Raw genomic sequence first — 25,452 nt, 5'->3', positions numbered from 1 at the left:
TTCCGATTGCGCGCCCCGGCTAATGCTGTATAATTTGCCGCCTTTGGTATAATTCGATACCAAAATTCTATTATCAACCACGTGTGGTGTCTGGCGAAACAGGGCTGGATAGCGACACGGCCTTAACTGAGGTTTCCCATGAAACAAGGTATCCACCCAAAATACGAAGAAGTTACTGCTAACTGCTCTTGCGGTAACGTGATGAAGATCCGCTCCACCGTGGGCCACGATCTGAACCTGGACGTTTGTGGCGCATGCCACCCGTTCTACACTGGCAAGCAGCGTGACGTTGCTACCGGTGGCCGCGTTGACCGCTTCAACAAGCGTTTCAGCGTACCAGGCGCTAAGAAATAAGATTTCTTATCGACCGATGAAAAAGGCGCCCTGGGCGCCTTTTTTCTTTTCTGCCGCCGGCGTTCGCCGGGCGGTTCTCAATATTCCCAGGTATCGGGATCGACACCCAGTTCGCGCATCAACGCTTTTGCGGCTTCCGGGATTTCATCGCTGCGCTCTTTGCGCAGGTCTTCATCGTTCGGCAGCGGCTGGCCGGTAAAGGCATGCAGAAACGCTTCGCACAGCAGTTCGCTGTTGGTGGCGTGGCGCAGGTTGTTCACCTGGCGACGGGTCCGTTCGTCGGTAAGGATTTTCAGGACCTTCAGCGGAATGGATACCGTGATCTTTTTGACTTGCTCGCTTTTTTTACCGTGTTCAGCGTAAGGGCTGACATACTCGCCGTTCCACTCAGCCATGGGACACCTTAACTTTGTCAGAAAAATTACAAAATTCTAAAAACCGGCCAATTATGCCCGATCTTCACTGTTCTCACTAAATAAATGTCAATTTTACGCGACCAGGGTCACTGAATGCCCCGCTTCGGCCAGGCATTGCCGCTTAACATCTTATCGTCATGTCATATCGGCATAATTTTAGCGGGTATTGTGTCATTGCTCAATCTATACGCAAAGAAGTTTAGATGTCCAGATGTATTGACGTCTATCAATCCTGCGATTACTCTTTAGGCCTCATCCACCGAACCGAGAGCCGAGCGAGCCCATGACGCGTAAACCAGCCACGATTGCCGTACGCAGCGGCCTGAACGACGACGAACAGTACGGCTGCGTTGTCCCGCCGATTCATTTGTCCAGCACCTATAACTTTACCGACTTCAACCAACCCCGAGCCCATGACTACTCGCGACGCGGCAACCCGACGCGCGACGTAGTGCAGCGCGCGTTGGCGGAGCTGGAAGGCGGCGCCGGCGCGGTGATGACCGGCAGCGGGATGTCGGCGATCCATCTGGTGACCACCGTGTTGTTGAAGCCCGGCGATCTGCTGGTGGCGCCGCACGACTGCTACGGCGGCAGCTATCGGCTGTTCGACAGCCTGAGCAAGCGCGGCGCCTATCGCGTGCTGTTCGTCGATCAGGGTAATGAAGAAGCCCTGCAGCAGGCGCTGGCGCAGAAGCCGAAGCTGGTGCTGATAGAAAGCCCCAGCAATCCGCTGCTGCGGGTGGTGGACATCGCGGCGATCTGCGCTGCCGCGCATGCGGCGGGCGCGTTGACGGTGGTGGACAACACCTTCCTCAGCCCGGCCCTGCAACAGCCGATCGAACTCGGTGCCGATCTGGTGGTCCATTCTTGCACCAAATACCTGAACGGGCATTCGGACGTGGTGGCCGGGGCGGTGATTGCCAAAGATCCCGAGCTGGCGGTCGAGCTGGCCTGGTGGGCGAACAACATTGGCGTGACCGGCGGCGCGTTCGACAGTTATCTGTTGCTGCGCGGCATGCGCACGCTGTCGCCGCGCATCAAGGCGGCGCAACAAAACGCTGAAGCGATTGTTGACTATTTACAGCAGCAACCGCTGGTGAAAAAGCTGTATCATCCCTCCCTGCCGGAGAATCCGGGGCATGAGATCGCCCGTCGTCAGCAGCGCGGTTTCGGCGCGATGCTGAGTTTTGAACTGGACGGCGATGAAGCGGTGCTGCGCCGTTTTCTCTCTGCCCTTGAGCTGTTTACTCTGGCAGAATCGTTGGGCGGCGTAGAAAGCCTGATCTCGCATGCAGCGACCATGACTCACGCCGGCATGGCGGCGGAGGCGCGGGCAGCGGCCGGCATCTCCGAGAGCCTGCTGCGCATTTCCGTGGGTATTGAAGACAGTGAAGATTTGATTGCCGATCTGGAACGCGCTTTCCAGGCGGCGGCAACGAGGTAAGCATGAATGCAATTGCTGTAGCAGGGCCGGTGAGCGGGCGTCAACTGCACAAGTTTGGCGGCAGCAGTCTGGCGGATGTGAAGTGTTATCTGCGTGTGGCCGGGATTATGGCGGAATACAGCCAGCCGGGCGACATGATGGTGGTATCGGCCGCCGGCAGTACCACCAACCAGTTGATCAACTGGCTGAAGCTCAGCCAGAGCGATCGCCTGTCTGCGCACCAGGTGCAGCAGACGTTGCGTCGTTATCACAGCGATCTTATCAGCGGCCTGCTGCCGCCGGAAAGCGCAGAGCCGCTGATCGCCGAGTTCATTCAGGATCTGGAACGTCTGGCGGCGCTGCTGGACGGCAACGTCGACGAGGTGTGCTACGCCGAAGTGGTCGGGCACGGCGAGATTTGGTCGGCGCGCCTGATGGCGGCGGTGCTCAACCACCTGGACATGCAGGCGGCCTGGCTGGATGCGCGTGACTTCCTGCGCGCCGAGCGCGCCGCGCAGCCGCAGGTGGATGAAGGCCGTTCTTACCCGCTGTTGCAACAATTGATGGCCCAACACCCGGGTAAACGCCTGGTGGTGACCGGGTTCATTTCGCGCAACGACGCCGGGGAAACCGTGCTGTTGGGGCGTAACGGCAGCGACTACTCCGCCACTCAGGTCGGCGCGCTGGCCGGCGCCGCGCGCGTCACCATCTGGAGCGACGTGGCCGGGGTTTACAGCGCCGATCCGCGCAAGGTGAAAGACGCCTGCCTGCTGCCGCTGCTGCGTCTGGACGAAGCCAGCGAGCTGGCGCGCCTGGCGGCGCCGGTGTTGCACACCCGCACCCTGCAGCCGGTCTCCGGCAGCGATATCGATCTTCAGCTGCGCTGCAGCTATCAGCCGGAGCAGGGCTCGACGCGCATTGAGCGCGTATTGGCGTCCGGCACCGGCGCCAAGATTGTCACCAGCCACGACGATGTGTGCCTGATTGAACTGCACGTCGCCGCTCAACATGACTTCAAACTGGCGCAGAAAGAGTTGGATCTGGTGCTCAAGCGCGCGCAGATAAAACCGCTGGCGGTGGGCATCCACCCTGACCGCAACCTGGTGCAGCTGTGTTACACCTCCGAGGTGGTCAACAGCGCGCTGGCGACGCTGCAGGCCGCGGCGCTGCCAGGCGAGCTGCGCCTGCGTGAAGGGTTGGCGCTGGTGGCGATGGTCGGCGCCGGGGTGTGCAAGAACCCGCTGCACAGCCACCGTTTCTATCAGCAGTTGAAAGATCAGCCGGTCGAGTTCATCTGGCAGGCGGAAGATGGCATCAGCCTGGTGGCGGTATTGCGCCAGGGGCCGACCGCGCTGCTGATCCAGGGGCTGCACCAAAGCCTGTTCCGCGCCGAGAAGCGCATCGGTCTGGTGCTGTTCGGCAAGGGCAATATCGGCTCGCGCTGGCTGGAGCTGTTCGCCCGTGAGCAGACCAATATCTCCGCGCGCAGCGGCTTCGAATTTATCCTGACGGGGGTGGTGGACAGCCGCCGCAGCCTGCTGAACTATGACGGGCTGGACGCCAGCCGCGCGCTGGCATTCTTTGAGGACGAAGCGCAGGAGCTGGATGAAGAATCGCTGTTCCTGTGGATGCGCGCGCACCCGTTCGACGATCTGGTGGTGCTTGACGTGACCGCCAGCGAAGAGCTGGCCGGGCAGTATCTGGATTTCGCCAGCTACGGTTTCCACGTGATCAGCGCCAACAAGTTGGCGGGGGCCTCGTGCAGCGACAGCTATCGCCAAATTCGCGACGCCTTCGCCAAAACCGGCCGCCACTGGCTGTATAACGCCACCGTCGGCGCCGGCCTGCCGGTCAACCACACGGTGCGCGATCTGCGCGACAGCGGCGACAGCATTCTGGCGATCAGCGGCATCTTCTCCGGCACGCTCTCCTGGCTGTTCCTGCAGTATGACGGCACGGTGCCGTTCACCGAGCTGGTGGATCAGGCCTGGCAGCAGGGGCTGACCGAACCGGATCCGCGGGTCGATCTCTCCGGCCAGGACGTGATGCGCAAGCTGGTGATCCTGGCGCGCGAAGCGGGCTACGACATCGAACCGAACCAGGTGCGGGTCGAGTCGCTGGTGCCGGCGGGCTGCGAGCTGGGCTCTGTCGATCAGTTCTTCGAGAACGGTGAGGCGCTGAACCAGCAGATGCAGCAGCGCTTTGAGGCCGCCAGCGAAATGGGCCTGGTGCTGCGCCACGTGGCGCGTTTCGACGCCAACGGCAAGGCGCGGGTCGGCGTGGAGGCGGTGCGCCCTGAGCATCCTCTGGCCTCGCTGCTGCCGTGCGACAACGTGTTCGCCATCGAAAGCCGCTGGTATCGCGATAATCCGCTGGTGATCCGCGGGCCGGGCGCCGGCCGCGACGTCACCGCCGGCGCGATCCAGTCAGACCTTAACCGATTGGCGCAGCTGCTTTAATCCTCTGCGGGCGCGGGTTCACCGCGCCCCTTGGCTTTTCCTGCCATACTTATCTTTGTCGCGATCATGAAATTCCCTCGTTGAGCGGGTGAGGATTAATCATCTTATTCCCCTCATTTTCCTGTTGACTCTTTAGCCAACATGCGGCATTTTCTATCTAGACGTCTAAACGTATAGACGCTCATCAAGATGAAATAAAAACAGTGATCGATAAGAGGTGAGCAGGGTATGAGTTTTTTCCACGCAAACCAGCGGGAAGCGCTGAATCAGAGTCTGGCGGAGTTGAACGGCCAGATTAACGTATCATTCGAGTTCTTCCCGCCACGCACCAGCGAGATGGAAGAGACCCTGTGGCAGTCGATCGATCGTCTGAGCATCCTCAAGCCTAAATTCGTTTCCGTCACCTACGGCGCCAACTCCGGCGAGCGCGATCGCACCCACAGCATCATCAAAGGGATCAAGGAACGCACCGGCCTGGAGGCGGCGCCGCACCTGACCTGCATCGATGCCAGCCCGGCGCAGCTGCGCGACATCGCGACCGATTACTGGAACAGCGGCATCCGCCATATCGTGGCGCTGCGCGGCGATCTGCCGCCGGGCGGCGGCAAGCCGGACATGTACGCGACCGATCTGGTGGCGCTGCTGAAAGACGTGGGCGACTTCGACATTTCCGTCGCCGCCTACCCGGAAGTGCACCCGGAGGCGAAGAGCGCCCAGGCCGATTTGATTAACCTGAAACGCAAGATCGACGCCGGCGCCAGTCGCGCCATCACTCAGTTCTTCTTCGACGTCGAGAGCTACCTGCGCTTTCGCGACCGCTGCGTCGCCGCCGGTATCGACGTGGAAATCGTGCCGGGCATTCTGCCGGTGTCCAACTTCAAGCAGCTGCAGCGCTTCGCCACCATGACCAACGTGCGGGTGCCGAGCTGGATGACCAGCATGTTCGAAGGGCTGGACGACGATGCGGAGACCCGCAAAATGGTCGGCGCCAACATCGCCATGGACATGGTGAAGATCCTCAGCCGCGAAGGGGTGAAAGATTTCCACTTCTATACCCTGAACCGCGCCGAGATGAGCTACGCCATCTGCCACACGCTGGGCGTGCGCCCGGTGGCCGCCGCCTGACGGGCTTGTTTCATTGAAAAAGGGCGTCGCTTTACCGCGGCGCTCTTTTTTTGTGGGGGAAGGCATAAAAAACGGCCCCGATAAACGGGGCCGCGATGAGGCTCACTAGCCGGTGTTGCGCATCCCGGCGGCGACGCCGGCGATGGTGACCATCAGCGCCTGCTCCACGCGGGCGTCCGGCTGCTCCTGCTGACGCGAACGGTGCAGCAGCTCGGCCTGCAAGACGTTCAGCGGGTCGGTATAGACGTTGCGCAGCGCGATGGATTCGGCGATCCACGGCAGGTCTTCCATCAGGTGCGCATCGTTGGCGATGGTCAGCACTACCTTGATGTCGCTTTCCAGCTGATCGCGCAGCTGTTGGCCCAGCGGCCACAACGATTTATCCACCAGGCGCTGATCGTAGTATTCCGCCAGCCACAGGTCGGCCTTGGCGAACACCATTTCCAGCATGGCGATGCGGGTGGAGAAGAACGGCCAATCGCGACACATCGCCTCCAGCTCCGCCTGCTTGCCGGCTTTCACCGCTTCCTGCAATCCGGCGCCAGCGCCGAGCCAGGCCGGCAGCATCAGGCGGTTCTGCGTCCAGGCGAAGATCCACGGAATGGCGCGCAGGCTCTCCACGCCGCCGTTTGGCTTGCGCTTGGCCGGGCGTGAACCCAGCGGCAGTTTGCCCAGCTCCAGCTCCGGCGTGGCCGCGCGGAAGTAAGGCACGAAGTCCGGGTTTTCACGCACGTAGCCGCGATACATCCGGCAGGAGGTCTCGGACAGGTCGTCCATCAGCGCCCGCCATTCTTTCTTCGGTTCCGGCGGCGGCAGCAGGTTGGCCTCGAGGATCGCGCCGGCATACAGCGCCAGGCTGCTGATGGTGACTTCCGGCAGGCCGAACTTGAAGCGGATCATCTCGCCCTGTTCGGTGACGCGCAGGCCGCCCTTCAGGCTGCCCGGCGGCTGCGACAGCAGCGCCGCATGCGCCGGAGCGCCGCCGCGGCCGATGGAACCGCCGCGGCCGTGGAACAGCGTCAGCGCCACGCCGGCCTTTTCACAGGTTTTGATCAGCGCGTCCTGCGCGCGGTACTGCGCCCAGGAAGCCGCCATCACGCCGGCGTCTTTCGCCGAGTCGGAATAGCCGATCATCACCATCTGTTTGCCCTGGATGAAGCCGCGATACCAGTCGATGTTAAGCAACTGGGTCATCACGTCGTCGGCGTTGTTCAGGTCGTCGAGGGTTTCGAACAGCGGGGCGACCGGCAGAGCGAACGGGCAGCCGGCCTCTTTCAGCAGCAGGTGCACCGCCAGCACGTCGGAAGGCGTGCGCGCCATCGAAATCACGTAGGCGGCGATCGAGCCCTGCGGCGCTTCGGCGATCACCCGGCAGGTTTCCAGCACTTCCTGCGTGTCGGCGCTCGGTTGCCACTTCAGCGGCACCAGCGGGCGTTTGGAGTTCAGTTCGCGGATCAGGAACGCCTGTTTATCGGCTTCCGACCAGCTTTCATAGTCGCCCAGCCCCAGATAGCGGGTCAGCTCGGCGATGGCTTCGGTATGGCGGGTGCTCTCCTGACGCACGTCGATGCGCACCAACGGCACGCCGAAGCAGCGCACGCGGCGCAGGGTATCCAGCAGTTGACCATTGGCGATGATGCCCATGCCGCAGGCCTGCAGCGACTGGTAGCAGGCATACAGCGGCTCCCACAGCTGCTCGTTGTTCACCAGCAGGTCGTGCGGTTTCAGCACGCGCTCGCCCTTCAGGCGACCTTCCAGATAAGCCTGGGAACTCATCAGCTGGCTGCGCAGCTGCTTCATGATTTCGCGGTACGGTTCCTGCACCTCATCGCCGCCGGCGCGGGCGCGCAGCTCCGGGGTACATTCGGTCATCGACAGCTCAGAGACCAGCACCTGGATGTCGCGGGTGAACAGGTCGCAGGCTTTCCAGCGGCTGAGCAGCAGCACATGGCGGGTAATTTCGGCGGTCACGTTCGGGTTGCCGTCGCGGTCGCCGCCCATCCAGGAGGTGAAGCGCACCGGCACCGCTTCCACCGGCAGGCTGTAATCGATGGAGTTTTCCAGCTGTTCGTTGAATTCGCGCAGGAACGCCGGCACGCCTTCCCACAGGCTGTTTTCCACCACCGCAAAGCCCCATTTGGCTTCGTCGATCGGGGAAGGGCGGTGTTTGCGAATTTCATCGGTGTGCCACGACTGGGCCACCAGCTGGCGCAGGCGGCGCATGATCTTGTTACGCTCGTAGTCGGCCAGATCGTTGTGATCGAGCTGGCTGAGGCAGGTGTTGACCTCCACCAGCTTGTGGATCAGGGTGCGACGGGTGATCTCCGTCGGGTGCGCCGTCAGCACCAGCTCGATGGAGAGTTGCGATACCGCGTGCTGAAGCTCTTTGTCGCTGAGCTTTTTGTCTTTGAGACGGCTGAACAGTTGAGCCAGCGCTTCCGGGTTGCTGGCGGCCTCGCCGTTGGGCGAAATGCTGTGGTACTGCTCGGCGACGTTGGTCAGGTTGAGGAACTGGCTGAAGGCGCGCGCCACCGGCAGCAGCTCGTCGTTGGACAGGTTCTGCAGGGTGGAGAGCAGCTCCTGGCGATGCGCTTCGTTGCCGGCGCGTGAGGATTTGGAAAGCTTACGGATGGTCTCAACGCGATCGAGAATATGCTCACCCAGCGCTTCTTTGATGGTATCGCCGAGCAATTTGCCGAGCATACTGACATTACTGCGCATTGCCGAATATTGTTCGTTCATATAACCCCTGACCCAGTTCTGTATGATTTTTATCTTGTAAATAAATTTCACGCGTCAGGCGCAGACCGCCTGCCTGATCACATCGCGTTCCTGTCCAATCGTCAATTGACACTATTTTTAGCAAAAAAACATCAAAATCGGCGCATTTTCTGAAATTTAATTACGGCGCGTCGGTTATCAGCACGGCTTATTTCGCCGTTTTCTACTTATTTTGAGTTAGGGGAAGCATAAAGCATTTCCCCTGTTAAATGTCGGGTTTATTGCCGGCAAAAGTGATTGACCAGCTGACCCAACAGTTTGCGCGTCGGTTCGATAAACGCGGTGTCGATGTACTCGTCCGGCTGGTGGGCCTGATCGATGGAGCCGGGGCCGAGCACCAGGGTCGGGCATACCTGTTGCACGAACGGCGCTTCGGTGCAGTAGTTGACCACCTGCGTGCGGGTGCCCAGCAGCTCCTCGATCACCGCCACCATGCGGTGGTCGGTCGGGCATTCGTAGCCCGGCACCGACGCGTGCAGCTCTTCGATGGTCAGGCGGCCCGGCCAGCGTTGGCTTACCGGCTCCAGCGCCTGATGCATCAGTTCGTTGATGTTGTCGAGCGTCATGCCGGGCAGCGGGCGGATATCCAGGTGCAGTTCGCAGCAGGCGCAGATGCGGTTGGCCGCGTCACCGCCGCTGATATGGCCGAAGTTCATGGTGGGATAAGGCACGGCGAACGCCGGGTTGTTGTAGCGCTCCTGCAGGGTCTTGCGCAGCTCCATCAGGCGGCCGATGGACTCGTGCATCAGATCGATGGCGTTGACGCCGCGCGCCGGATCGCTGGAGTGGCCGGACTGGCCGACGATGCGAATGGCGTTGGCCATGTGGCCCTTGTGCGCGCGCACCGGCTGCAGCGAGGTCGGCTCGCCGATGATGGCGAAATCCGGCCGAATGGCGGTGGAGGCGGCGAAATAACGCGCGCCGGCCATCGTCGTTTCTTCATCTGCGGTGGCTAAAATGTACAGCGGCTTGGTCAGCTTGCTCGCGTCGATATCGCGCACCGCATCCAGAATAAAGGCGAAGAAGCCTTTCATGTCGGCGGTGCCCAGCCCGTAGAGCTTGTTGTCGTGCTCGGTCAGGGTGAAGGGATCGCGCGTCCAGCGGCCTTCGTCGTAAGGCACCGTATCGGTGTGGCCGGCCAGCAGCAGGCCGCCGCTGCCTTCGCCGATGCTGGCCAGCAGGTTGAATTTGTGGCGCGACTCCGGCACCGGCTGCACGTCGACGCGGAAGCCCAGGTCGGCAAACCATCCGGCCAGCAAGTTGATTAACGCCTCATTGCTCTGATCGAGGCCGGCATCGGTGGCGCTGATTGACGGAGTGGCGATCAACGCCCGGTACAGCTCAATAAATGGAGGTAATTTCATCTTCACTGTTGACAGCCTTTGGTTAGGATAGTATCAATATTCATGCATTTATTTTGAATAAAAATACAGTAAGCCGAAGCGTAAGGGAACCCGATGCCCGGATGTTTATAAAAGCATCAACGCCTGGCTCCGTGGGTGAACGGCGCAACAACGCTGGCTAGCCCTGTTACCTGGGTCGCAAGCGACCGCACGTCAGTTTAGAAGGTGAAAGGCCACATGTTGAATACGCTGATCGTTGGTGCCAGCGGTTACGCCGGAGCGGAGCTCACGGCTTACCTGAATCGCCACCCACACATGAACATAACCGCTTTAGCGGTTTCAGCGCAAAGTGCAGATGCAGGAAAGTTGCTTTCCGATCTCCATCCCCAGTTGAAAGGCATCGTCGATCTGCCGCTGCAGCCGTTGACCGACGTCGCCAAGGCGGCGCAGGGCATCGATGTAGTGTTCCTCGCCACCGCCCATGAAGTCAGCCACGATATCGCACCGGCTTTCCTGGCGGCGGGCTGCGTGGTGTTCGATCTGTCCGGCGCCTTCCGCGTGCAGGACGCCGGTTTTTATACCCAGTACTACGGTTTCGAGCATCAGCATGGCGCCCTGCTGGAGCAGGCGGTGTACGGCCTGGCGGAGTGGCAGAGCGACAAGATTAAACAGGCACAGCTGATCGCGGTGCCGGGCTGTTACCCGACGGCGGCGCAGCTGACGCTGAAACCGTTGATCGAAAAACAGCTGCTGAATCTGGATCAGTGGCCGGTGATCAACGCCACCAGCGGCGTCAGCGGCGCCGGGCGCAAGGCCAGCATGACCACCAGTTTCTGCGAAGTGAGCCTGCAGCCGTACGGTATTTTCACTCACCGGCACCAGCCGGAGATCGCCGCGCACCTGGGCGTGCCGGTCATCTTTACGCCGCACCTGGGCAATTTCCCGCGCGGCATTCTTGAAACCATCACCTGCCGCCTGAAAGCCGGCGTAACCGCGCAGGACGTGGCCGCCGCCTATCATGCCGCCTATGACGACAAGCCGCTGGTGCGGCTGTACGACCAGGGCGTGCCGGCGCTGAAAGCGGTGGTGGGGCTGCCGTTCTGCGACATCGGTTTTGCGGTGCAGGGCGAGCATCTGATCGCCGTGGCGGCGGAAGATAACCTGCTGAAAGGCGCGGCGGCGCAGGCGGTGCAATGCCTGAATATCCGTTTCGGCTTCCCGGAAACCCAATCACTCCTTTAAACCAGCGTGAGTAAACAGCAATGAACCCGTTAATTATCAAGTTAGGTGGCGTGTTATTAGACAGTGAAGAAGCGCTGGAGCGTCTGTTTACCGCGTTGGACAGCTACCGGCAGCAGCATCAGCGTCCGCTGGTGATCGTGCACGGCGGCGGCTGCGTGGTGGACGAGCTGATGAAGCAGCTCGCTTTACCGGTGGTGAAAAAGAACGGCCTGCGCGTCACGCCGGCCGATCAGATCGACATCATCACCGGCGCGCTGGCCGGCACCGCCAACAAAACGCTGCTGGCGTGGGCGATTAAACACCAAATCAACGCCGTTGGCCTGAGCCTGGCGGACGGCGGCAGCGCAGTCGTGACCCAGCTCGATCCGGCATTGGGCCACGTCGGCAACGCGCAGCCCGGTTCGCCCGCGCTGCTTAATACCCTGCTGGGCGCCGGCTACCTGCCGGTTATCAGCTCCATCGGCATCACCGCCGAAGGGCAGTTAATGAACGTGAACGCCGATCAGGCGGCGACGGCGCTGGCGGCGACGCTGGGGGCGGATCTGATCCTGCTGTCGGACGTCAGCGGCATCCTCGACGGCAAGGGCCAACGCATTGCGGAAATGACGGCGCAAAAAGCGGAACAACTGATCGCGCAAGGCATCATCACCGATGGTATGGTGGTGAAGGTGAATGCGGCACTCGACGCCGCCCGCACCCTCGGCCGCCCGGTGGATATCGCCAGCTGGCGCCATGCCGATCAGCTTCCTGCTTTGTTTAACGGCGTGTCGATTGGCACCCGGATCCTCGCTTAATTTTAGAATTAGAAAGGAATAGATCATGCAAAACCAAGGCATCAAAAAAATCGTTCTGGCGTACTCCGGCGGCCTGGATACCTCGGCCATCATTCCATGGCTGAAAGAGAACTACGGCGGCTGTGAAGTGGTGGCGTTCGTGGCGGACATCGGCCAGGAGCGCAGCGATCTGGAAGGCGTGGAGCAAAAAGCCCTGCAGTCCGGTGCCTCTGAATGTCACGTGGTCGATCTGCGTGAAGAATTTATCCGCGATTACGTTTATCCGGTGCTGCAGACCGGCGCCCTGTACGAGGGCAGCTACCTGCTGGGCACCTCGATGGCGCGGCCGATCATCGCCAAGGCGCAGGTCGAGCTGGCGTTGAAAGTGGGCGCAGACGCGCTGTGCCACGGCGCGACCGGCAAAGGCAACGATCAGGTGCGTTTCGAAACCACCTACACCGCGCTGGCGCCGCAGCTGAAAGTGGTAGCGCCGTGGCGTGAGTGGAACCTGCGTTCCCGTGAAGCGCTGCTGGATTACCTGAAAGAGCGCAATATCCCGACCACCGCATCGCTGGAGAAAATCTACAGCCGCGATGAGAACGCCTGGCACATTTCCACCGAAGGCGGCGTGCTGGAAAGCCCGTGGAATGCGCCGAACAAGGATTGCTGGGTATGGACCGTCGATCCGCAGGAAGCGCCGGATCAGCCTGAGCAGGTGACCGTCACCGTTGAGAAAGGCCGCGTTGTGGCGGTTAACGGTAAAGCACTGTCGCCGTACCAGTGCCTGGAAACCCTGAACGCGCTGGGCGCCAAGCACGGCGTCGGCCGTATCGACATCGTGGAAAACCGTCTGGTGGGCATCAAATCCCGCGGCTGCTATGAGACCCCAGGGGGCACCATCATGGTGGCGGCGCTGCGCGCCATCGAGCAGCTGGTGCTGGATCGCGACAGCTTCAAATGGCGCGAGCAGCTGGGCCTGGAGATGTCCTATGTGGTGTACGACGGCCGTTGGTTCGCGCCGCTGCGCCGCTCGCTGCAGGCCTCTGCCGAAGCATTGGCTGAAGAGGTGAACGGTGAAGTGGTACTGCAGCTGTACAAAGGCCAGGTGACGGCGACCCAGAAAAAATCCGCCAACAGCCTGTACTCCGAAGAGTTCGCCACCTTCGGCGAAGACGAAGTTTACGATCACAGCCACGCGGGCGGCTTTATCCGCCTGTTCTCTCTGTCTTCACGCATCCGCGCGTTGAACGAGAAAAAGAATAAATAACCGATTGGCGTGACTCTGCAAGGGCGCAGCATGCTGCGCCCTTTCGCATAAAAATTCAGGAGTAAAGGTATGGCACTTTGGGGCGGACGGTTCACTCAGGCGGCGGATCAGCGGTTCAAACAACTCAACGATTCGCTGCGGTTCGATTATCGCCTGGCGGAGCAAGATATCGTGGGCTCGGTGGCCTGGTCGAAGGCGCTGGTGACCGTTAACGTGTTGACGGCAACGGAGCAACAGCAGCTGGAGCAGGCGCTGAATGCCTTGCTGACGGAAGTCCAGGCCGATCCTTTGGCGATCGTGCAAAGCGATGCCGAAGACATCCACAGCTGGGTGGAGCAGAAGCTGATCGAGAAGGTCGGCGATTTGGGCAAGAAGCTGCACACCGGCCGCAGCCGCAACGATCAGGTGGCGACCGATCTGAAGCTGTGGTGCAAACAGCAGATCGGCGATCTGCATCAGGCGATCGTCCAGCTGCAGCAGGCGCTGGTGGAGACCGCCGAGGCCAACCAGGATGCGGTGATGCCGGGGTATACCCACCTGCAACGCGCGCAGCCGGTGACTTTCGCGCACTGGTGCCTGGCCTATGTCGAGATGCTGGCGCGCGATGAAAGCCGTCTGCAGGACACCCTGAAACGGCTGGACGTCAGCCCGCTGGGCAGCGGCGCGCTGGCCGGCACCGCTTATCCTATCGATCGCGAGCAGCTGGCCGGCTGGCTGGGCTTCGCCTCGGCGACCCGCAACAGCCTGGACAGCGTATCCGATCGCGACCACGTGCTGGAGCTGTTGTCCAACGCCGCCATCAGCATGGTGCACCTGTCGCGCTTCGCCGAAGATCTGATCTTCTTCAACAGCGGCGAGGCGGCGTTTGTCGAGCTGTCCGATCGCGTGACCTCCGGCTCTTCGTTGATGCCGCAGAAGAAAAACCCGGACGCGCTGGAGCTGATCCGCGGCAAGTGCGGCCGCGTACAGGGCGCGCTGACCGGCATGATGATGACGCTGAAAGGCCTGCCGCTGGCGTACAACAAAGACATGCAGGAAGACAAAGAAGGGTTGTTCGACGCGCTCGACACCTGGATGGACTGCCTGCAGATGGCGGCGCTGGTGCTGGACGGCATTCAGGTGAAGCGCCCGCGCTGCCAGGAAGCGGCGGAGCAGGGCTATGCCAACGCCACCGAGCTGGCGGATTACCTGGTCGCCAAGGGCGTGCCGTTCCGCGAAGCGCACCATATCGTCGGTGAGGCAGTGGTAGAAGCGATTCGCCAGGGCAAACCGCTGGAAGCGCTGCCGCTGGCGGATTTGCAGCAGTTCAGCGCGACGATCGCTGACGATGTCTACCCGATCCTGGCGTTGCAATCCTGCCTGGACAAACGTGCGGCCAAAGGCGGCGTTGCGCCGCAGCAGGTCGCCGCGGCAATCGCCGCAGCGAAACAGCGTTTGGCTTGACGACGACAAGGGCGGCCTGGCGCCGCCCTTGAACCTCTACCCCGCCAGGCGGGCGCACAGATAACGGTTCAGGCTCACGCCTTCCTCCATCGCGCCAATCGCCAGCCGGCGATGCTGTTCCGGCGTCATGCGCAGTACCAGTTTGCCGCTGAAGTTCTTTTCCGCCAGCGCCTGCGGCGGCGTTTCGCCTTGCGCCAGCATATCGGCGATCGTTTCGCTCACCACTCTTTCGATGCCCTCCAGTGCGCCAGTACGCGTGGCGGCCAGCCAGGACAGAGAGGGGAATTCGGCGCACAGCCCGACATATTCACGATCTTCCGCTGACCAGGTGATGCGATAGGTATAGTGTTCATGCTTTTCCATGCTCTTCCTCCATTCTGGTTCTGCCCTCCATTTCAGTGTCATTATTGATATCACTTCAATGCCAAAGCATAAAAAATGCGTGCAGGAGGGGCGTGAGGCAAGAGGAGGGAGGCAAATGTGGAAAGTGCTGCGCAAAAAAACCGGGCCTGAAGGCCCGGTGGGTATGAATGGAGAATGAGGGGTTATTCGCCCGGGCAGCGCTGGCAGCGCTCGATTTCGGCCGCGCCGAGTTTGAGCTTCGCCTGCAGGTCGCGCAGCGCGGTGCGCAAGCCTTCTTCGATCACTGGATGATAGAACGGCATGTCCAGCATCTGATCGACGGTCATCTGCTGCTGGTGCGCCCAGGCCAACAGATGCGCAATGTGTTCGGCGTCCGGGCCGATTATTTCCGCACCGAGGAAACGGCCGGTGCCTTGCTCGCCGTAAACGTGCAGAATGCCCTTGTTGCGCAGCATCACCCGTGAGCGCCCCTGATTCTCAAACGAGACTTTGCCCACTTCAAAGCAGCCGCAGGCGCTAAACTTCTCGCTCAGCTCGCGGAAGGTTGAGCCGACCATGGCGATCTGCGGATCGGAAAACACCACCGAAATCGCGCTGCGGCGCAGGCCCGGATTGATCTCCGGGAAACTGCCGGCGTTGGCGCCGGCGATACGCGCCTGATCGCTGGCTTCATGCAGCAGCGGCAGCTGATTGCTGGCGTCGCCGGCGATGAAGATATGCGGCACGCTGGTTTGCATCGTCAGGCGGTCGGCCAGCGGCACGCCTCGGGCGTCGAGCTGCAGGCCGGTGTTCTCGAGGCCCAGCCGATCGACATTGGGGCGGCGGCCGGTAGCGGCCAGCACGTAGTCCACCAGGATCTCTTGCGGTTGGCCCTGCAGATCTTGATAGCGGATAAATACTTTATCGCCCTCGCGCTGCATCATCTCTACCTTCACGTCGGCATCGAGATAGAACTCGTCCCCCAGCGCTTTGGCGGCGTAGTCGCGCACGGCGCTGTCGGTCAGCGGCCCGACGGCGCCACCGATGCCAAAGACCTTGGTGTCGACGCCGAGGCGGTGCAGCGCTTGCCCCAGTTCCAGCCCAATGACGCCGGGGCCGAATACCGCTACGGACTGCGGCAAATCATCCCAATTGAACAGATCGTCGTTGACGACCAGGCGGTCGCCCAGCTCGTTCCACGGCGCCGGCCAACTGGGACGAGAACCGGTGGCGATCACGATGCGCTGTGCCACGATGCGTGTATGGTCATCGACCTGCAGCGTGTTGTCGTCGATAAAGCGGGCATAGCCCTGAATTTTGTCGGCGGCCGGGATCTCGTCCACGCCTTCCAGCACGAAGCCGACGAAGCGATCGCGTTCGCGCTTGACGCGATCCATCACCTCGCGCCCGTCGATGCGCGTCTTGCCGGTTGGATGCACGCCAAAACCAGGCGCACGTTCGATTTGATGCACCGCTTCGGCGGCGGCTATCAATAACTTGGATGGCATGCAGCCAACGCGCGCACAGGTGGTGCCGTAAGGCCCGCCTTCGATCATCACCACGCTGGGGGTAGACAGTTTGGCCGCGCGATAGGCGCCGAGCCCTGCGGTGCCGCCGCCGATGACCGCGACATCAACGTTCAACAGTTTCATATCCGCTCCTGAAAGGTAAAAAAAGGGCGGGCCGTAGCCCGCCAAAGTTCACGTTGGCTTTGTTATTACTTATTAAGCTGACAGGAAAGTTTCCAGATCGTCGCTGCCGCCGATGTGACGGCCGCCGATGAACACCTGCGGCACCGTGGCGCGGCCGCTGACGGCGCGCAGGCTGACGGTGGTGGCGTCTTTGCCTAGTACGATCTCTTCATACTGAATGCCGCGCTCTTGCAGCATCTGCTTGGCTTTGGCGCAGAACGGGCAGCCCGGTTTGGTGAACAGGGAGACCGATTCCTGCACTTTGAATTCCGGTGCCAGGTATTTCAGCATGGTATCGGCGTCGGACACTTCAAACGGGTCGCCCGGCTTGTTCGGTTCGACGAACATTTTCTCGACCACGCCGTCGCGCACCAGCATCGAGTAACGCCATGAACGCGGGCCAAAGCCCAGATCCGCTTTCTCGACCAGCATGTTCATGCCCTTGGTGAATTCACCGTTGCCGTCCGGCACGAAGGTGATGTTTTCTGCATGTTGGTCGGCTTTCCAGGCGTTCATCACGAAGGTGTCGTTCACCGAGACGCACAGAATGCCGTCGACGCCGTGCTGTTTGAACACGCTGGACAGCTCGTTGTAGCGCGGCAGATGGCTCGAAGAGCAGGTCGGCGTGAACGCGCCCGGCAGCGAGAATACGATAACGGTTTTGTTTTTGAACAGGTCATCAGTGGTCACATCAATCCATTGGTCGCCCTGACGGGTGTGGAAAGTAACCTGCGGAACTTTCTTGCCTTCTTGACTGGTAAACATTGATTAACCCCTTAATTAGGAAAAGTAATTTTTGGTATTTAGCGCAATATCGCTTCGTTGGGACACATTATTGTCGTTGGGGCTTGATAGATCTAATCGCTCATTGCTATCTTATCTATCGCCATGAGCTATCATGGATTGGAGGGAAACAATGAACATTCGTGATTTAGAGTATCTGGTCGCCTTGGCCGAGCACCGGCACTTCCGCCGCGCGGCCGATTCATGCCATGTGAGCCAGCCGACGCTCAGCGGGCAGATCCGCAAGCTGGAAGACGAGTTGGGCGTCATGCTGCTCGAACGCACCAGCCGCAAGGTGCTGTTCACCCAGGCGGGCCTGTTGCTGGTGGAGCAGGCGCGTACCGTGCTGCGCGAAGTGAAAGTGTTGAAGGAGATGGCCAGCCAACAGGGCGAAGCCATGTCCGGGCCGCTGCACATCGGCCTGATCCCGACCGTGGGGCCTTATCTGCTGCCGCAGATCATCCCGACGCTGCACAAAACTTTTCCGAAGCTGGAAATGTATCTGCACGAAGCGCAAACCCATCAACTTCTGGCGCAGCTCGACAGCGGCAAACTGGACTGCGCCATTCTGGCGCTGGTGAAGGAGACCGAGGCGTTTATTGAAGTGCCTCTGTTCGATGAGCCGATGAAGCTGGCGGTGTATTCCGATCACCCGTGGGCGCAGCGCGAGCGCGTGGCGATGCCGGATTTAGCGGGAGAGAAACTGCTGATGCTGGAAGATGGCCACTGCCTGCGCGATCAGGCGATGGGCTTCTGCTTCCAGGCGGGCGCGGACGAAGATACTCACTTCCGCGCCACCAGTCTGGAAACGTTGCGCAATATGGTCGCTGCCGGCAGCGGCATTACCCTGCTGCCGTCACTGGCGGTGCCGCCGCAGCGCGAACGCGACGGCGTGTGCTATCTGGATTGCTACAAGCCGGAACCGAAGCGCACCATCGCGTTGGTGTATCGCCCCGGTTCCCCACTGCGCAGCCGTTATGAGCAGTTGGCCGAAGCGATCCGCGAGCACATGCAGGGCTACATCGACAGCGCGTTAAAACAGGCGGTTTAAGCCGTTAAGCGCCGCCACCCGGTAGGCTTCGGCCATGGTCGGATAGTTGAAGGTCGTATTAACGAAATACTCGATGGTATTGCCTTCACCTTTCTGTTCCATGATCGCCTGGCCGATGTGGATGATCTCCGCCGCACGCTCGCCGAAGCAGTGGATCCCAAGGATCTGCAGGGTGTCGCGATGGAACAGGATTTTCAGGCTGCCGACGTTCATCCCGGCTATCTGCGCGCGCGCCAGATGCTTGAACTGGGCGCGGCCCACTTCATACGGCACCTTCATCGCGGTCAGTTCCTGCTCGGTTTTGCCGACGGAGCTGATTTCCGGAATGGTGTAGATGCCGGTCGGGATATCTTCGATTAAGTGACCGCTGGCTTCGCCGGAGGCGATCGCTTGCGCGGCGATGCGGCCCTGATCGTAGGCGGCGGAAGCCAGGCTCGGATAGCCGATCACGTCACCGACCGCATAAATGTGCGACAGCGCGGTTTGATACATGCTGTTCACTTTCAGCAGCCCGCGGCTGTCCGACTCCAGACCAACGTTCTCCAACCCCAACGAATCGGTGTTGCCGGTACGGCCGTTGGCGTACAGCAGGCAGTCCGCTTTCACCTTCTTGCCGGACTTCAGGTGCACGATCACGCCGTCTTCGGTGCCTTCGATCTTCTCGAATTCTTCGTTGTGGCGGATCACCACGCCGTTGTTCCAGAAGTGGTAAGAGAGCGAATCCGACATCTCCTGATCGAGGAACGCCAGCAGCCGATCGCGGGTGTTGATCAGATCCACCTTGACGTTCAGGCCGCGGAAGATGGACGCATATTCGCAGCCGATCACCCCGGCGCCGTAAATGATCACGTGGCGCGGTTCATGGCTCAGCTCGAGAATGGAGTCGCTGTCGTAGATGCGCGGGTGATTGAAATCGACGCTGGCCGGATGGTAAGGGCGCGAGCCGCAGGCGATCACGATGTGGTCGGCGCGGATGGTGTCCTGGGTGCCGTCCATGTAGCTGACGCTGACGGTGTTGGCGTCGATGAAGCGCGCGTCGCCGGCGAACAGCTTGCACTGATTCCGCTCATAGAACCCTTGGCGCATGCGGGTCTGCTGGCTGATGACGTTATCGGCGTGGCGTAAAATGTCAGGGAAGGTCGCGCTAAGCGTGCGCGAATTGTTGTAAAGCGGGTTCTGGTTGAATTCGATAATGCGGCTGACGGCGTGGCGGAGGGCTTTGGAAGGAATGGTGCCCCAATGGGTACATCCGCCGCCTACGTTGTTGTACCGTTCGATAACGGCCACACGGGCGCCCTGTTTCACCAGCCCCATGGCGGCACCTTCACCACCAGGGCCCGAGCCAATCACTATGGCATCAAATTGATAGTGCTGTTGCATGTAGGAGAGACCTGTTTTTTTATACAAGATTACAACGGTATCTTAACATCATAGCGCTGCTCACCCAATCACCATTAGGCTTTTTGAGTCAAAGCACAATCGGCTCAGGGCGGAAGTGTGATAGAGCGCGTTAGTATAAATGCTGTTGCAATAAAATTTGCTATATTGCCGAGTCTAGGGCGTTAGACTGAGAGAATGGAACCTATCCGGATATGCATATGGGCGTCAGAGCACAACAAAAAGAACGGACTCGTCGTTCCCTGATCGAAGCCGCATTCAGCCAGCTGAGCGCCGAACGCAGCTTCGCCAGCCTGAGCCTGCGGGAAGTTTCACGCGAGGCGGGCATCGCGCCCACGTCGTTTTATCGCCATTTCCGCGATGTGGACGAGCTGGGGCTGACCATGGTGGACGAAAGCGGCCTGATGCTGCGTCAGTTGATGCGCCAGGCGCGCCAACGCATCGCCAAGGGCGGCAGCGTGATCCGCACCTCGGTGTCCACCTTTATGGAATTTATCGGCAACAACCCGAACGCCTTCCGCCTGCTGCTGCGCGAGCGCTCCGGCACGTCGGCGGCATTTCGTGCGGCGGTGGCGCGCGAGATCCAGCATTTCATCGCCGAACTGGCGGACTACCTCGAGTTGGAAAACCACATGCCGCGCAGCTTTACCGAAGCGCAGGCGGAAGCGATGGTCACCATCGTGTTCAGCGCCGGCGCGGAAGCGCTGGATATCGACGTCGAGCAGCGGCAGCAGCTGGAAGAACGGCTGGTGCTGCAGCTGCGGATGATCTCCAAAGGGGCGTATTACTGGTATCGTCGCGAACAAGAAAAAGCTTCTGTGTCCCACGTATAAAAAAGGTAAAAAATGATGGAAAAACCAGGCCGTGAAAATGGCACCTTACTGCTGGCGTTGATTGCCGGCCTTTCGATCAACGGTTCCTTTGCCGCGCTGTTCAGCTCGGTGGTGCCGTTTTCGATCTTCCCGCTGATTGCGTTGGTGCTGGCGGTGTACTGTCTGCATCAGCGTTACCTGAACCGCGCCATGCCGGACGGCATGCCGAAGCTGGCGGCGGCCTGCTTCCTGCTGGGGCTGTTGATGTACAGCGCCATCGTGCGCGCCGAATACCCGCAGATCGGCTCCAACTTCCTGCCGTCGGTGATCTGTGTGGCGCTGGTGCTGTGGATCGGGGTCAAGCTAAAGGCGCGCAAGGCGCTGGATGCGCCGACTCAAGAGCCGCAATGAAACGGGGCGCCATCATGGCGCCCCTGTCATATCAGCGGTGTTTTTCCAGCAACACGCCGCATTCCATGTGATGGGTATACGGGAACTGGTCGAACAGCGCCAGGCGGCTGACCCGGTGCGTGGCCTGCAGCGTTTCCAGGTTGGCGCACAGCGTTTCCGGATTGCATGAAATATACAGAATGCGCGGGTAAGCCTGCACCATCTTCACCGTTTCCGCGTCCAGCCCGCTGCGCGGCGGATCGACGAAAATCGTCTCGCAGTTGTAGCCGCTCAGATCGATGCCTTTCAACCGGTTGAATTCGCGTACTCCGTTCATCGCCTGGGTGAAGTCTTCCGCCGCCATGCGGATGATCTGCACGTTGTCGATATGGTTGGCGGCGATGTTGTACTGCGCCGCCGCCACCGACGGCTTGGCGATCTCGGTCGCCAGCACGCGCTCGAAATTGCGCGCCAACGCCAGCGAGAAGTTGCCGTTGCCGCAGTACAGCTCCAGTAAATCGCCTTTGGAACCGGCGGTGACCGCCAGCGCCCATTCCAGCATCTGCACGTTCATGGCCGCGTTGGGTTGAGTAAAGCTGTTTTCCACCTGGCGGTAGATCATATCGCGGCCGGCGACCGGCAGCACTTCGTCAACATAATCCTGGTCGAGCATGATCTTGGTCTTCGACGCTCGGCCGATCAGCTGCAGGTCAAAACCCTGCGCCCGCAGCTCGTCGCGCAGTTGCTCGGCGCGCTGCTGCCAAGCGTCATCCAGCTTGCGGTGGTACAGCAGCGAGGCGATGATTTTACCGCTTTGCGTCGACAGATAATCGATCTGGAACAGCTTGTGGCGCAGGATCGGCTCCGGTTTCAGCGCGGCGATCAGGGCGCTCATCAGGCGGTTGATCAGTTCGCTGGCGGCCGGGAATTGATCGACGCGAATACGCTGCTTGGTCTGCTGATCGAACATGATGTGATACATGTCTTCCGCGTCGTGCCAGATGCGGAATTCGGCGCGCATGCGGTAGTGGTCGACTGGCGAGCGGAACACTTCCGGCTCGGGCGCCGCGAACGGTGACATCAACGTCTTCAGGCGGGCGACTTTCTCCGCCAGTTGGTCATCGTAACGTTCAATAGGCAAATTCTCGGGCGTCATGTGTTTCTTCTCGTCAGGCAAATTTGATCAGCGGGGATTGTAGGGAATCAGCCCGTGAAGTCCAGTTTTGTCGCGTTTATTATTTGTAACATTAGTAGCAGTCTAGACATCTATTTGCATTGATCGTAGCATTGCCGTCCGGCCTCAAGCAGCGAGTGAAAAGGGAATCCGGTGTGAATCCGGAGCTGACGCGCAGCGGTAAGGGGAAGTCACGGCGATAGCGTTTTGACGCAGACACTGTCCACTGCAGGATGGGAAGTCATCGCCCGTTGCCGGTCGCGCCCCGCGGCCCGCAAATCCCAAGCCCGAAGACCTGCCGGTGTTACGTCGCAATATCCGTGGCCGTCGCGAACTACCGGCCATGATCCTGCGGCATCCGCCAATTAAGTTTGGATGCTTTTCTCATGACAATTACAAAAAATACGCTGCTGGCGGTGGTCTCCTCCGTCACGGCTTTTTCTGGATGGGCGCAAGACAACACTACAGCCACGAATGGCGATAACCTGGTGGTGACCGCCAACCGTTTCCCGCAGCCGGTTTCTTCCGTGCTGGCGCCGACCTCCGTCGTCACCCGTAACGATATCGATCGCTGGCAGGCCAAGAGCCTGACCGACGTGATGCGCCGTTTGCCGGGCGTGGACGTTGGCCAAAACGGCGGGTTGGGGCAAAAGAGCTCGCTGTTTATTCGCGGCACCAACTCCAGCCACGTGCTGGTGCTAATTGACGGCATTCGCCTTAATCAGGCGGGCGTCAGCGGCTCTTCTGACCTGAGCCAAATCCCGATTTCGTTGGTGCAGAAAGTCGAATACATCCGCGGCCCGCGCTCGGCGGTATACGGTTCCGACGCCATCGGCGGCGTGGTCAACATTATTACTACCCGCGAAAAGAACGGTACTACGCTCTCAGCCGGCGTCGGCTCCAACGGCTACCAATCCTATGACGCGTCGACTCAACAGCAGTTGGGCGACAGCACCGTGGCGACGGTGGCGGGTGACTACACCTACACCAAAGGGTATGACGTGGTGGCCTACGGCAGCACCGGCATGCAAAGCCAACAGGATCGCGATGGCTTTATGAGTAAGTTGCTGTATGGTGCGCTTGAGCACCAGTTCAGCGAATCGGTCAGCGGTTTTGTGCGCGGGTATGGTTACGACAACCGCACGGCGTATGATAGTTATTATTCCTCACCGACCAGCTCTCTGCTGGATACGCGCAAACTGTATAGCCAAACCTGGGATACCGGATTGCGCTATAAAGAAGGCATTTACGCAACACAAGTGATTGGCAGCTACAGCCATAGCAAGGATTACGATTACGATCCTCGCCTCGGCATGCATGACAGCTCGGCCAGCCTGGTGGATTCCGAACAGTACAACCTGCAGTGGGGCAATACGCTGCAGGTTGGACAGGGTACCGTAAGCTCTGGCGTCGACTGGCAGCAACAGAAAATCAAACCGGATTCCACCACCGTGAAGGGTGAAAAAAGCCAACGTGATGCAGGCATTTATCTGACCGCGCAGCAACTGGTTGGCCCGGTAACGCTGGAAGGCGCGGTTCGAGGTGACGATCATTCCGAGTTTGGCTGGCATGGCACCTGGCAAACCAGCGCGGCCTGGGAGTTCGTCGAGGGATACCGTTTTATCGCGTCGTATGGCACGGCGTTCAAAGCACCGAATATGAGCCAGCTATACGGCAACTTCGGTAACAACACCGATCTGAAACCGGAAGAAAGCAAGCAGTGGGAAGGTGGCTTTGAAGGGCTGACCGGCCCGGTGACCTGGCGCATCTCCGGTTATCGCAACGACATCGACAATTTGATCGATTCCACGGGGGAAACCAACTACGTCTATTACAACGTGGGTAAGGCGACCATCAAAGGGATTGAAGCTACGGCCTCGTTTGATACCGGCCCATTGACGCATCAGATTGGTTATGACTATGTCGATCCTCGCAACGCCAAGACCAATGAAGTGCTGCTGCGGCGCGCCAAGCAGCAGGTGAAATATGAGCTGGACTGGCAGCTGTATGACTTTGACTGGGCGGTGACTTATCAATATCTGGGTCAACGTTATGACAAGGATTACAGTACCTATCCGGAACAAAGCGTTAAACTTGGCGGCGTGAGTCTGTGGGATCTCGCAGTTTCGTATCCGGTCACATCTCATCTGACAGTTCGTGGTAGAATTGCCAACCTGTTTGATAAAGATTATGAGACGGCCTATGGCTACGCTACTCCAGGAAGAGAATACTACCTCACTGGAAGCTATACCTTCTAACAGCACCGCCACACCTCGCCCGACGGTGCTGGTTTTCGATTCCGGCGTCGGCGGGTTGTCGGTATATCAGGAGATTCGGCAGTTGCTGCCGGATCTCCACTATATATACGCTTTCGACAACGTGGCGTTCCCCTACGGCGAGAAGTCCGAAGAGTTTATCGTTGAGCGCGTGCTGGAGATAGTTGGCGCGGTGCAGCAGCGTCATCCTCTGGCGATTGTCGTCATTGCCTGCAACACCGCCAGCACTGTTTCCTTGCCGGCCCTGCGCGAGCGTTTCAGCTTCCCGGTCGTGGGCGTGGTGCCCGCCATCAAACCGGCCGCCCGTCTTACCGTTAACGGCATTGTCGGCCTGTTGGCGACCCGCGGAACCGTACAGCGCAGCTACACCCACGAACTGATTTCCCGTTTTGCCACCGACTGCAAGATTGAACTGTTGGGTTCTTCGGAGCTGGTGGAGCTGGCGGAAGCCAAGCTGCACGGCGAAGCCGTGCCGCTGCCGGTGCTGAAGAAGATCCTGCATCCGTGGCTGAGCATGCGTGAGCCGCCGGATACCGTCGTGCTGGGCTGCACCCATTTCCCTCTATTAGCGGAAGAGCTGATGCAGGTGTTGCCGGAAGGCACCCGGCTGGTGGATTCCGGTGCGGCGATAGCCCGCCGTACCGCCTGGCTCATCTCGACGCAGGAAAATCTGGTTTCGAGCCAGGAAGAGAATCTGGCGTATTGCATGGCGTTAAATGAAGATACTGACGCTTTATTGCCCGTTTTGCAGGGCTACGGCTTTAAATCGTTGAAAAAACTGCCGCTTTAACGGCGTTTTGGTCAAACATTCAACGGTCGGAAAAAATATTGAAATTAGGGGTTGCGGCCCGCCGAGAACTCCCTATAATGCGCCTCCACTGACCGGGAACAACGACTGACAAGCCGCCG

General features: G+C 60.1%; 21 protein-coding genes and 1 riboswitch. Of the genes, 13 read left to right on the top strand and 8 right to left on the bottom strand.

The window, feature by feature from the left end; genetic code table 11:
- Window positions 1–138 precede the first annotated feature (138 nt).
- On the top strand, window positions 139–354 hold the full coding sequence (gene rpmE / locus ACRAWE_RS23165; protein WP_004931078.1) for a 50S ribosomal protein L31: 216 nt from the start codon (window positions 139–141) through the stop codon (window positions 352–354).
- 77 nt (window positions 355–431) lie between these two features.
- Here the strand turns inward: rpmE and metJ are convergent, their stop codons facing one another.
- Window positions 432–749: a met regulon transcriptional regulator MetJ gene (gene metJ, locus ACRAWE_RS23160; RefSeq protein WP_004931076.1), complete on the bottom strand. Its 318-nt coding sequence runs from the start codon at window positions 747–749 to the stop codon at window positions 432–434.
- A 304-nt stretch (window positions 750–1,053) separates the two neighbouring features.
- Between metJ and metB the strand changes: the two genes are divergently transcribed.
- From metB to metF, 3 genes are all read left to right on the top strand, one after another.
- Window positions 1,054–2,214: a cystathionine gamma-synthase gene (gene metB, locus ACRAWE_RS23155; RefSeq protein WP_015379413.1), complete on the top strand. Its 1,161-nt coding sequence runs from the start codon at window positions 1,054–1,056 to the stop codon at window positions 2,212–2,214.
- Window positions 2,215–2,216: 2 nt separating this feature from the next.
- Window positions 2,217–4,652 (top strand): bifunctional aspartate kinase/homoserine dehydrogenase II, encoded by a 2,436-nt coding sequence (locus ACRAWE_RS23150; RefSeq protein WP_432525940.1) that lies wholly within the window; start codon window positions 2,217–2,219, stop codon window positions 4,650–4,652.
- 228 nt (window positions 4,653–4,880) lie between these two features.
- Window positions 4,881–5,777, top strand: a complete 897-nt coding sequence (gene metF / locus ACRAWE_RS23145) for a methylenetetrahydrofolate reductase (RefSeq protein WP_004931071.1) — start codon at window positions 4,881–4,883, stop codon at window positions 5,775–5,777.
- Window positions 5,778–5,882: 105 nt separating this feature from the next.
- Here metF and ppc read toward each other — a convergent pair whose 3' ends face one another.
- On the bottom strand, window positions 5,883–8,519 hold the full coding sequence (ppc, locus tag ACRAWE_RS23140) for a phosphoenolpyruvate carboxylase (RefSeq protein WP_004931070.1): 2,637 nt from the start codon (window positions 8,517–8,519) through the stop codon (window positions 5,883–5,885).
- Between the two features lie 257 nt (window positions 8,520–8,776).
- A complete protein-coding gene (gene argE / locus ACRAWE_RS23135; protein WP_015379410.1) occupies window positions 8,777–9,922 on the bottom strand; it encodes an acetylornithine deacetylase in 1,146 nt (381 codons plus the stop codon).
- Between the two features lie 216 nt (window positions 9,923–10,138).
- Here argE and argC point away from each other — a divergent pair, with 216 nt between their 5' ends.
- The 4 genes from argC (at window position 10,139) to argH (ending at window position 14,626) form a co-directional block, all read left to right on the top strand.
- Window positions 10,139–11,143 carry an N-acetyl-gamma-glutamyl-phosphate reductase gene (argC, locus tag ACRAWE_RS23130; protein ID WP_432525939.1) on the top strand — a complete coding sequence of 335 codons (1,005 nt, stop codon included), beginning with the start codon at window positions 10,139–10,141 and terminating at the stop codon, window positions 11,141–11,143.
- Between the two features lie 20 nt (window positions 11,144–11,163).
- Window positions 11,164–11,937 carry an acetylglutamate kinase gene (gene argB, locus ACRAWE_RS23125; protein WP_015379408.1) on the top strand — a complete coding sequence of 258 codons (774 nt, stop codon included), beginning with the start codon at window positions 11,164–11,166 and terminating at the stop codon, window positions 11,935–11,937.
- Window positions 11,938–11,962: 25 nt separating this feature from the next.
- A complete protein-coding gene (locus tag ACRAWE_RS23120) occupies window positions 11,963–13,183 on the top strand; it encodes an argininosuccinate synthase (RefSeq protein ID WP_004931061.1) in 1,221 nt (406 codons plus the stop codon).
- 69 nt (window positions 13,184–13,252) lie between these two features.
- Window positions 13,253–14,626: an argininosuccinate lyase gene (argH, locus tag ACRAWE_RS23115; RefSeq protein ID WP_015379406.1), complete on the top strand. Its 1,374-nt coding sequence runs from the start codon at window positions 13,253–13,255 to the stop codon at window positions 14,624–14,626.
- Between the two features lie 36 nt (window positions 14,627–14,662).
- On the opposite strand, the gene ACRAWE_RS23110 is transcribed toward argH, so the two are convergent.
- The 3 genes from ACRAWE_RS23110 to ACRAWE_RS23100 form a co-directional block, all read right to left on the bottom strand.
- Entirely contained in the window at window positions 14,663–14,989 is a 327-nt protein-coding gene (locus tag ACRAWE_RS23110; protein WP_015379405.1) for a type II toxin-antitoxin system HicB family antitoxin, read from the bottom strand.
- A gap of 182 nt (window positions 14,990–15,171) precedes the next feature.
- Window positions 15,172–16,620, bottom strand: a complete 1,449-nt coding sequence (locus tag ACRAWE_RS23105; RefSeq protein ID WP_432525938.1) for a dihydrolipoyl dehydrogenase — start codon at window positions 16,618–16,620, stop codon at window positions 15,172–15,174.
- A gap of 72 nt (window positions 16,621–16,692) precedes the next feature.
- Window positions 16,693–17,424 carry a glutathione peroxidase gene (locus tag ACRAWE_RS23100; RefSeq protein ID WP_019452251.1) on the bottom strand — a complete coding sequence of 244 codons (732 nt, stop codon included), beginning with the start codon at window positions 17,422–17,424 and terminating at the stop codon, window positions 16,693–16,695.
- A gap of 151 nt (window positions 17,425–17,575) precedes the next feature.
- On the opposite strand from ACRAWE_RS23100, the gene oxyR reads away from it, so the two are divergent.
- The gene (oxyR, locus tag ACRAWE_RS23095; RefSeq protein WP_015379402.1) at window positions 17,576–18,493 is read left to right on the top strand and encodes a DNA-binding transcriptional regulator OxyR; all 918 of its coding nucleotides are present in this window, start codon (window positions 17,576–17,578) and stop codon (window positions 18,491–18,493) included.
- Here the strand turns inward: oxyR and sthA are convergent.
- Window positions 18,476–19,873 (bottom strand): Si-specific NAD(P)(+) transhydrogenase, encoded by a 1,398-nt coding sequence (gene sthA / locus ACRAWE_RS23090; RefSeq protein WP_004931047.1) that lies wholly within the window; start codon window positions 19,871–19,873, stop codon window positions 18,476–18,478. The genes oxyR and sthA overlap by 18 nt on opposite strands.
- A 218-nt stretch (window positions 19,874–20,091) precedes the next feature.
- Here sthA and fabR point away from each other — a divergent pair, with 218 nt between their 5' ends.
- Together fabR and ACRAWE_RS23080 are read left to right on the top strand one after the other, a co-directional pair.
- Window positions 20,092–20,724 carry an HTH-type transcriptional repressor FabR gene (gene fabR / locus ACRAWE_RS23085; RefSeq protein WP_004931044.1) on the top strand — a complete coding sequence of 211 codons (633 nt, stop codon included), beginning with the start codon at window positions 20,092–20,094 and terminating at the stop codon, window positions 20,722–20,724.
- A gap of 15 nt (window positions 20,725–20,739) precedes the next feature.
- Window positions 20,740–21,114, top strand: coding sequence for a YijD family membrane protein (locus ACRAWE_RS23080; protein ID WP_085337677.1), 375 nt, complete (start codon window positions 20,740–20,742; stop codon window positions 21,112–21,114).
- A 31-nt stretch (window positions 21,115–21,145) separates the two neighbouring features.
- On the opposite strand, the gene trmA is transcribed toward ACRAWE_RS23080, so the two are convergent.
- Entirely contained in the window at window positions 21,146–22,249 is a 1,104-nt protein-coding gene (gene trmA, locus ACRAWE_RS23075; RefSeq protein ID WP_015379401.1) for a tRNA (uridine(54)-C5)-methyltransferase TrmA, read from the bottom strand.
- A gap of 122 nt (window positions 22,250–22,371) precedes the next feature.
- A riboswitch (cobalamin riboswitch) is annotated at window positions 22,372–22,584 on the top strand.
- Between the two features lie 69 nt (window positions 22,585–22,653).
- On the opposite strand from trmA, the gene btuB reads away from it, so the two are divergent.
- On the top strand, window positions 22,654–24,525 hold the full coding sequence (btuB, locus tag ACRAWE_RS23070; protein ID WP_432525937.1) for a TonB-dependent vitamin B12 receptor BtuB: 1,872 nt from the start codon (window positions 22,654–22,656) through the stop codon (window positions 24,523–24,525).
- Window positions 24,470–25,333, top strand: a complete 864-nt coding sequence (gene murI / locus ACRAWE_RS23065) for a glutamate racemase (protein ID WP_025921004.1) — start codon at window positions 24,470–24,472, stop codon at window positions 25,331–25,333. Before btuB ends, murI begins: the two co-directional genes overlap by 56 nt.
- Window positions 25,334–25,452: the final 119 nt, after the last annotated feature.

It is taken from the genome of Serratia sp. BFP-2025 (assembly GCF_050880365.1).
GTDB classification, from domain to species: domain Bacteria; phylum Pseudomonadota; class Gammaproteobacteria; order Enterobacterales; family Enterobacteriaceae; genus Serratia; species Serratia surfactantfaciens.
This window is presented reverse-complemented; position numbering and strand designations above follow the sequence as displayed.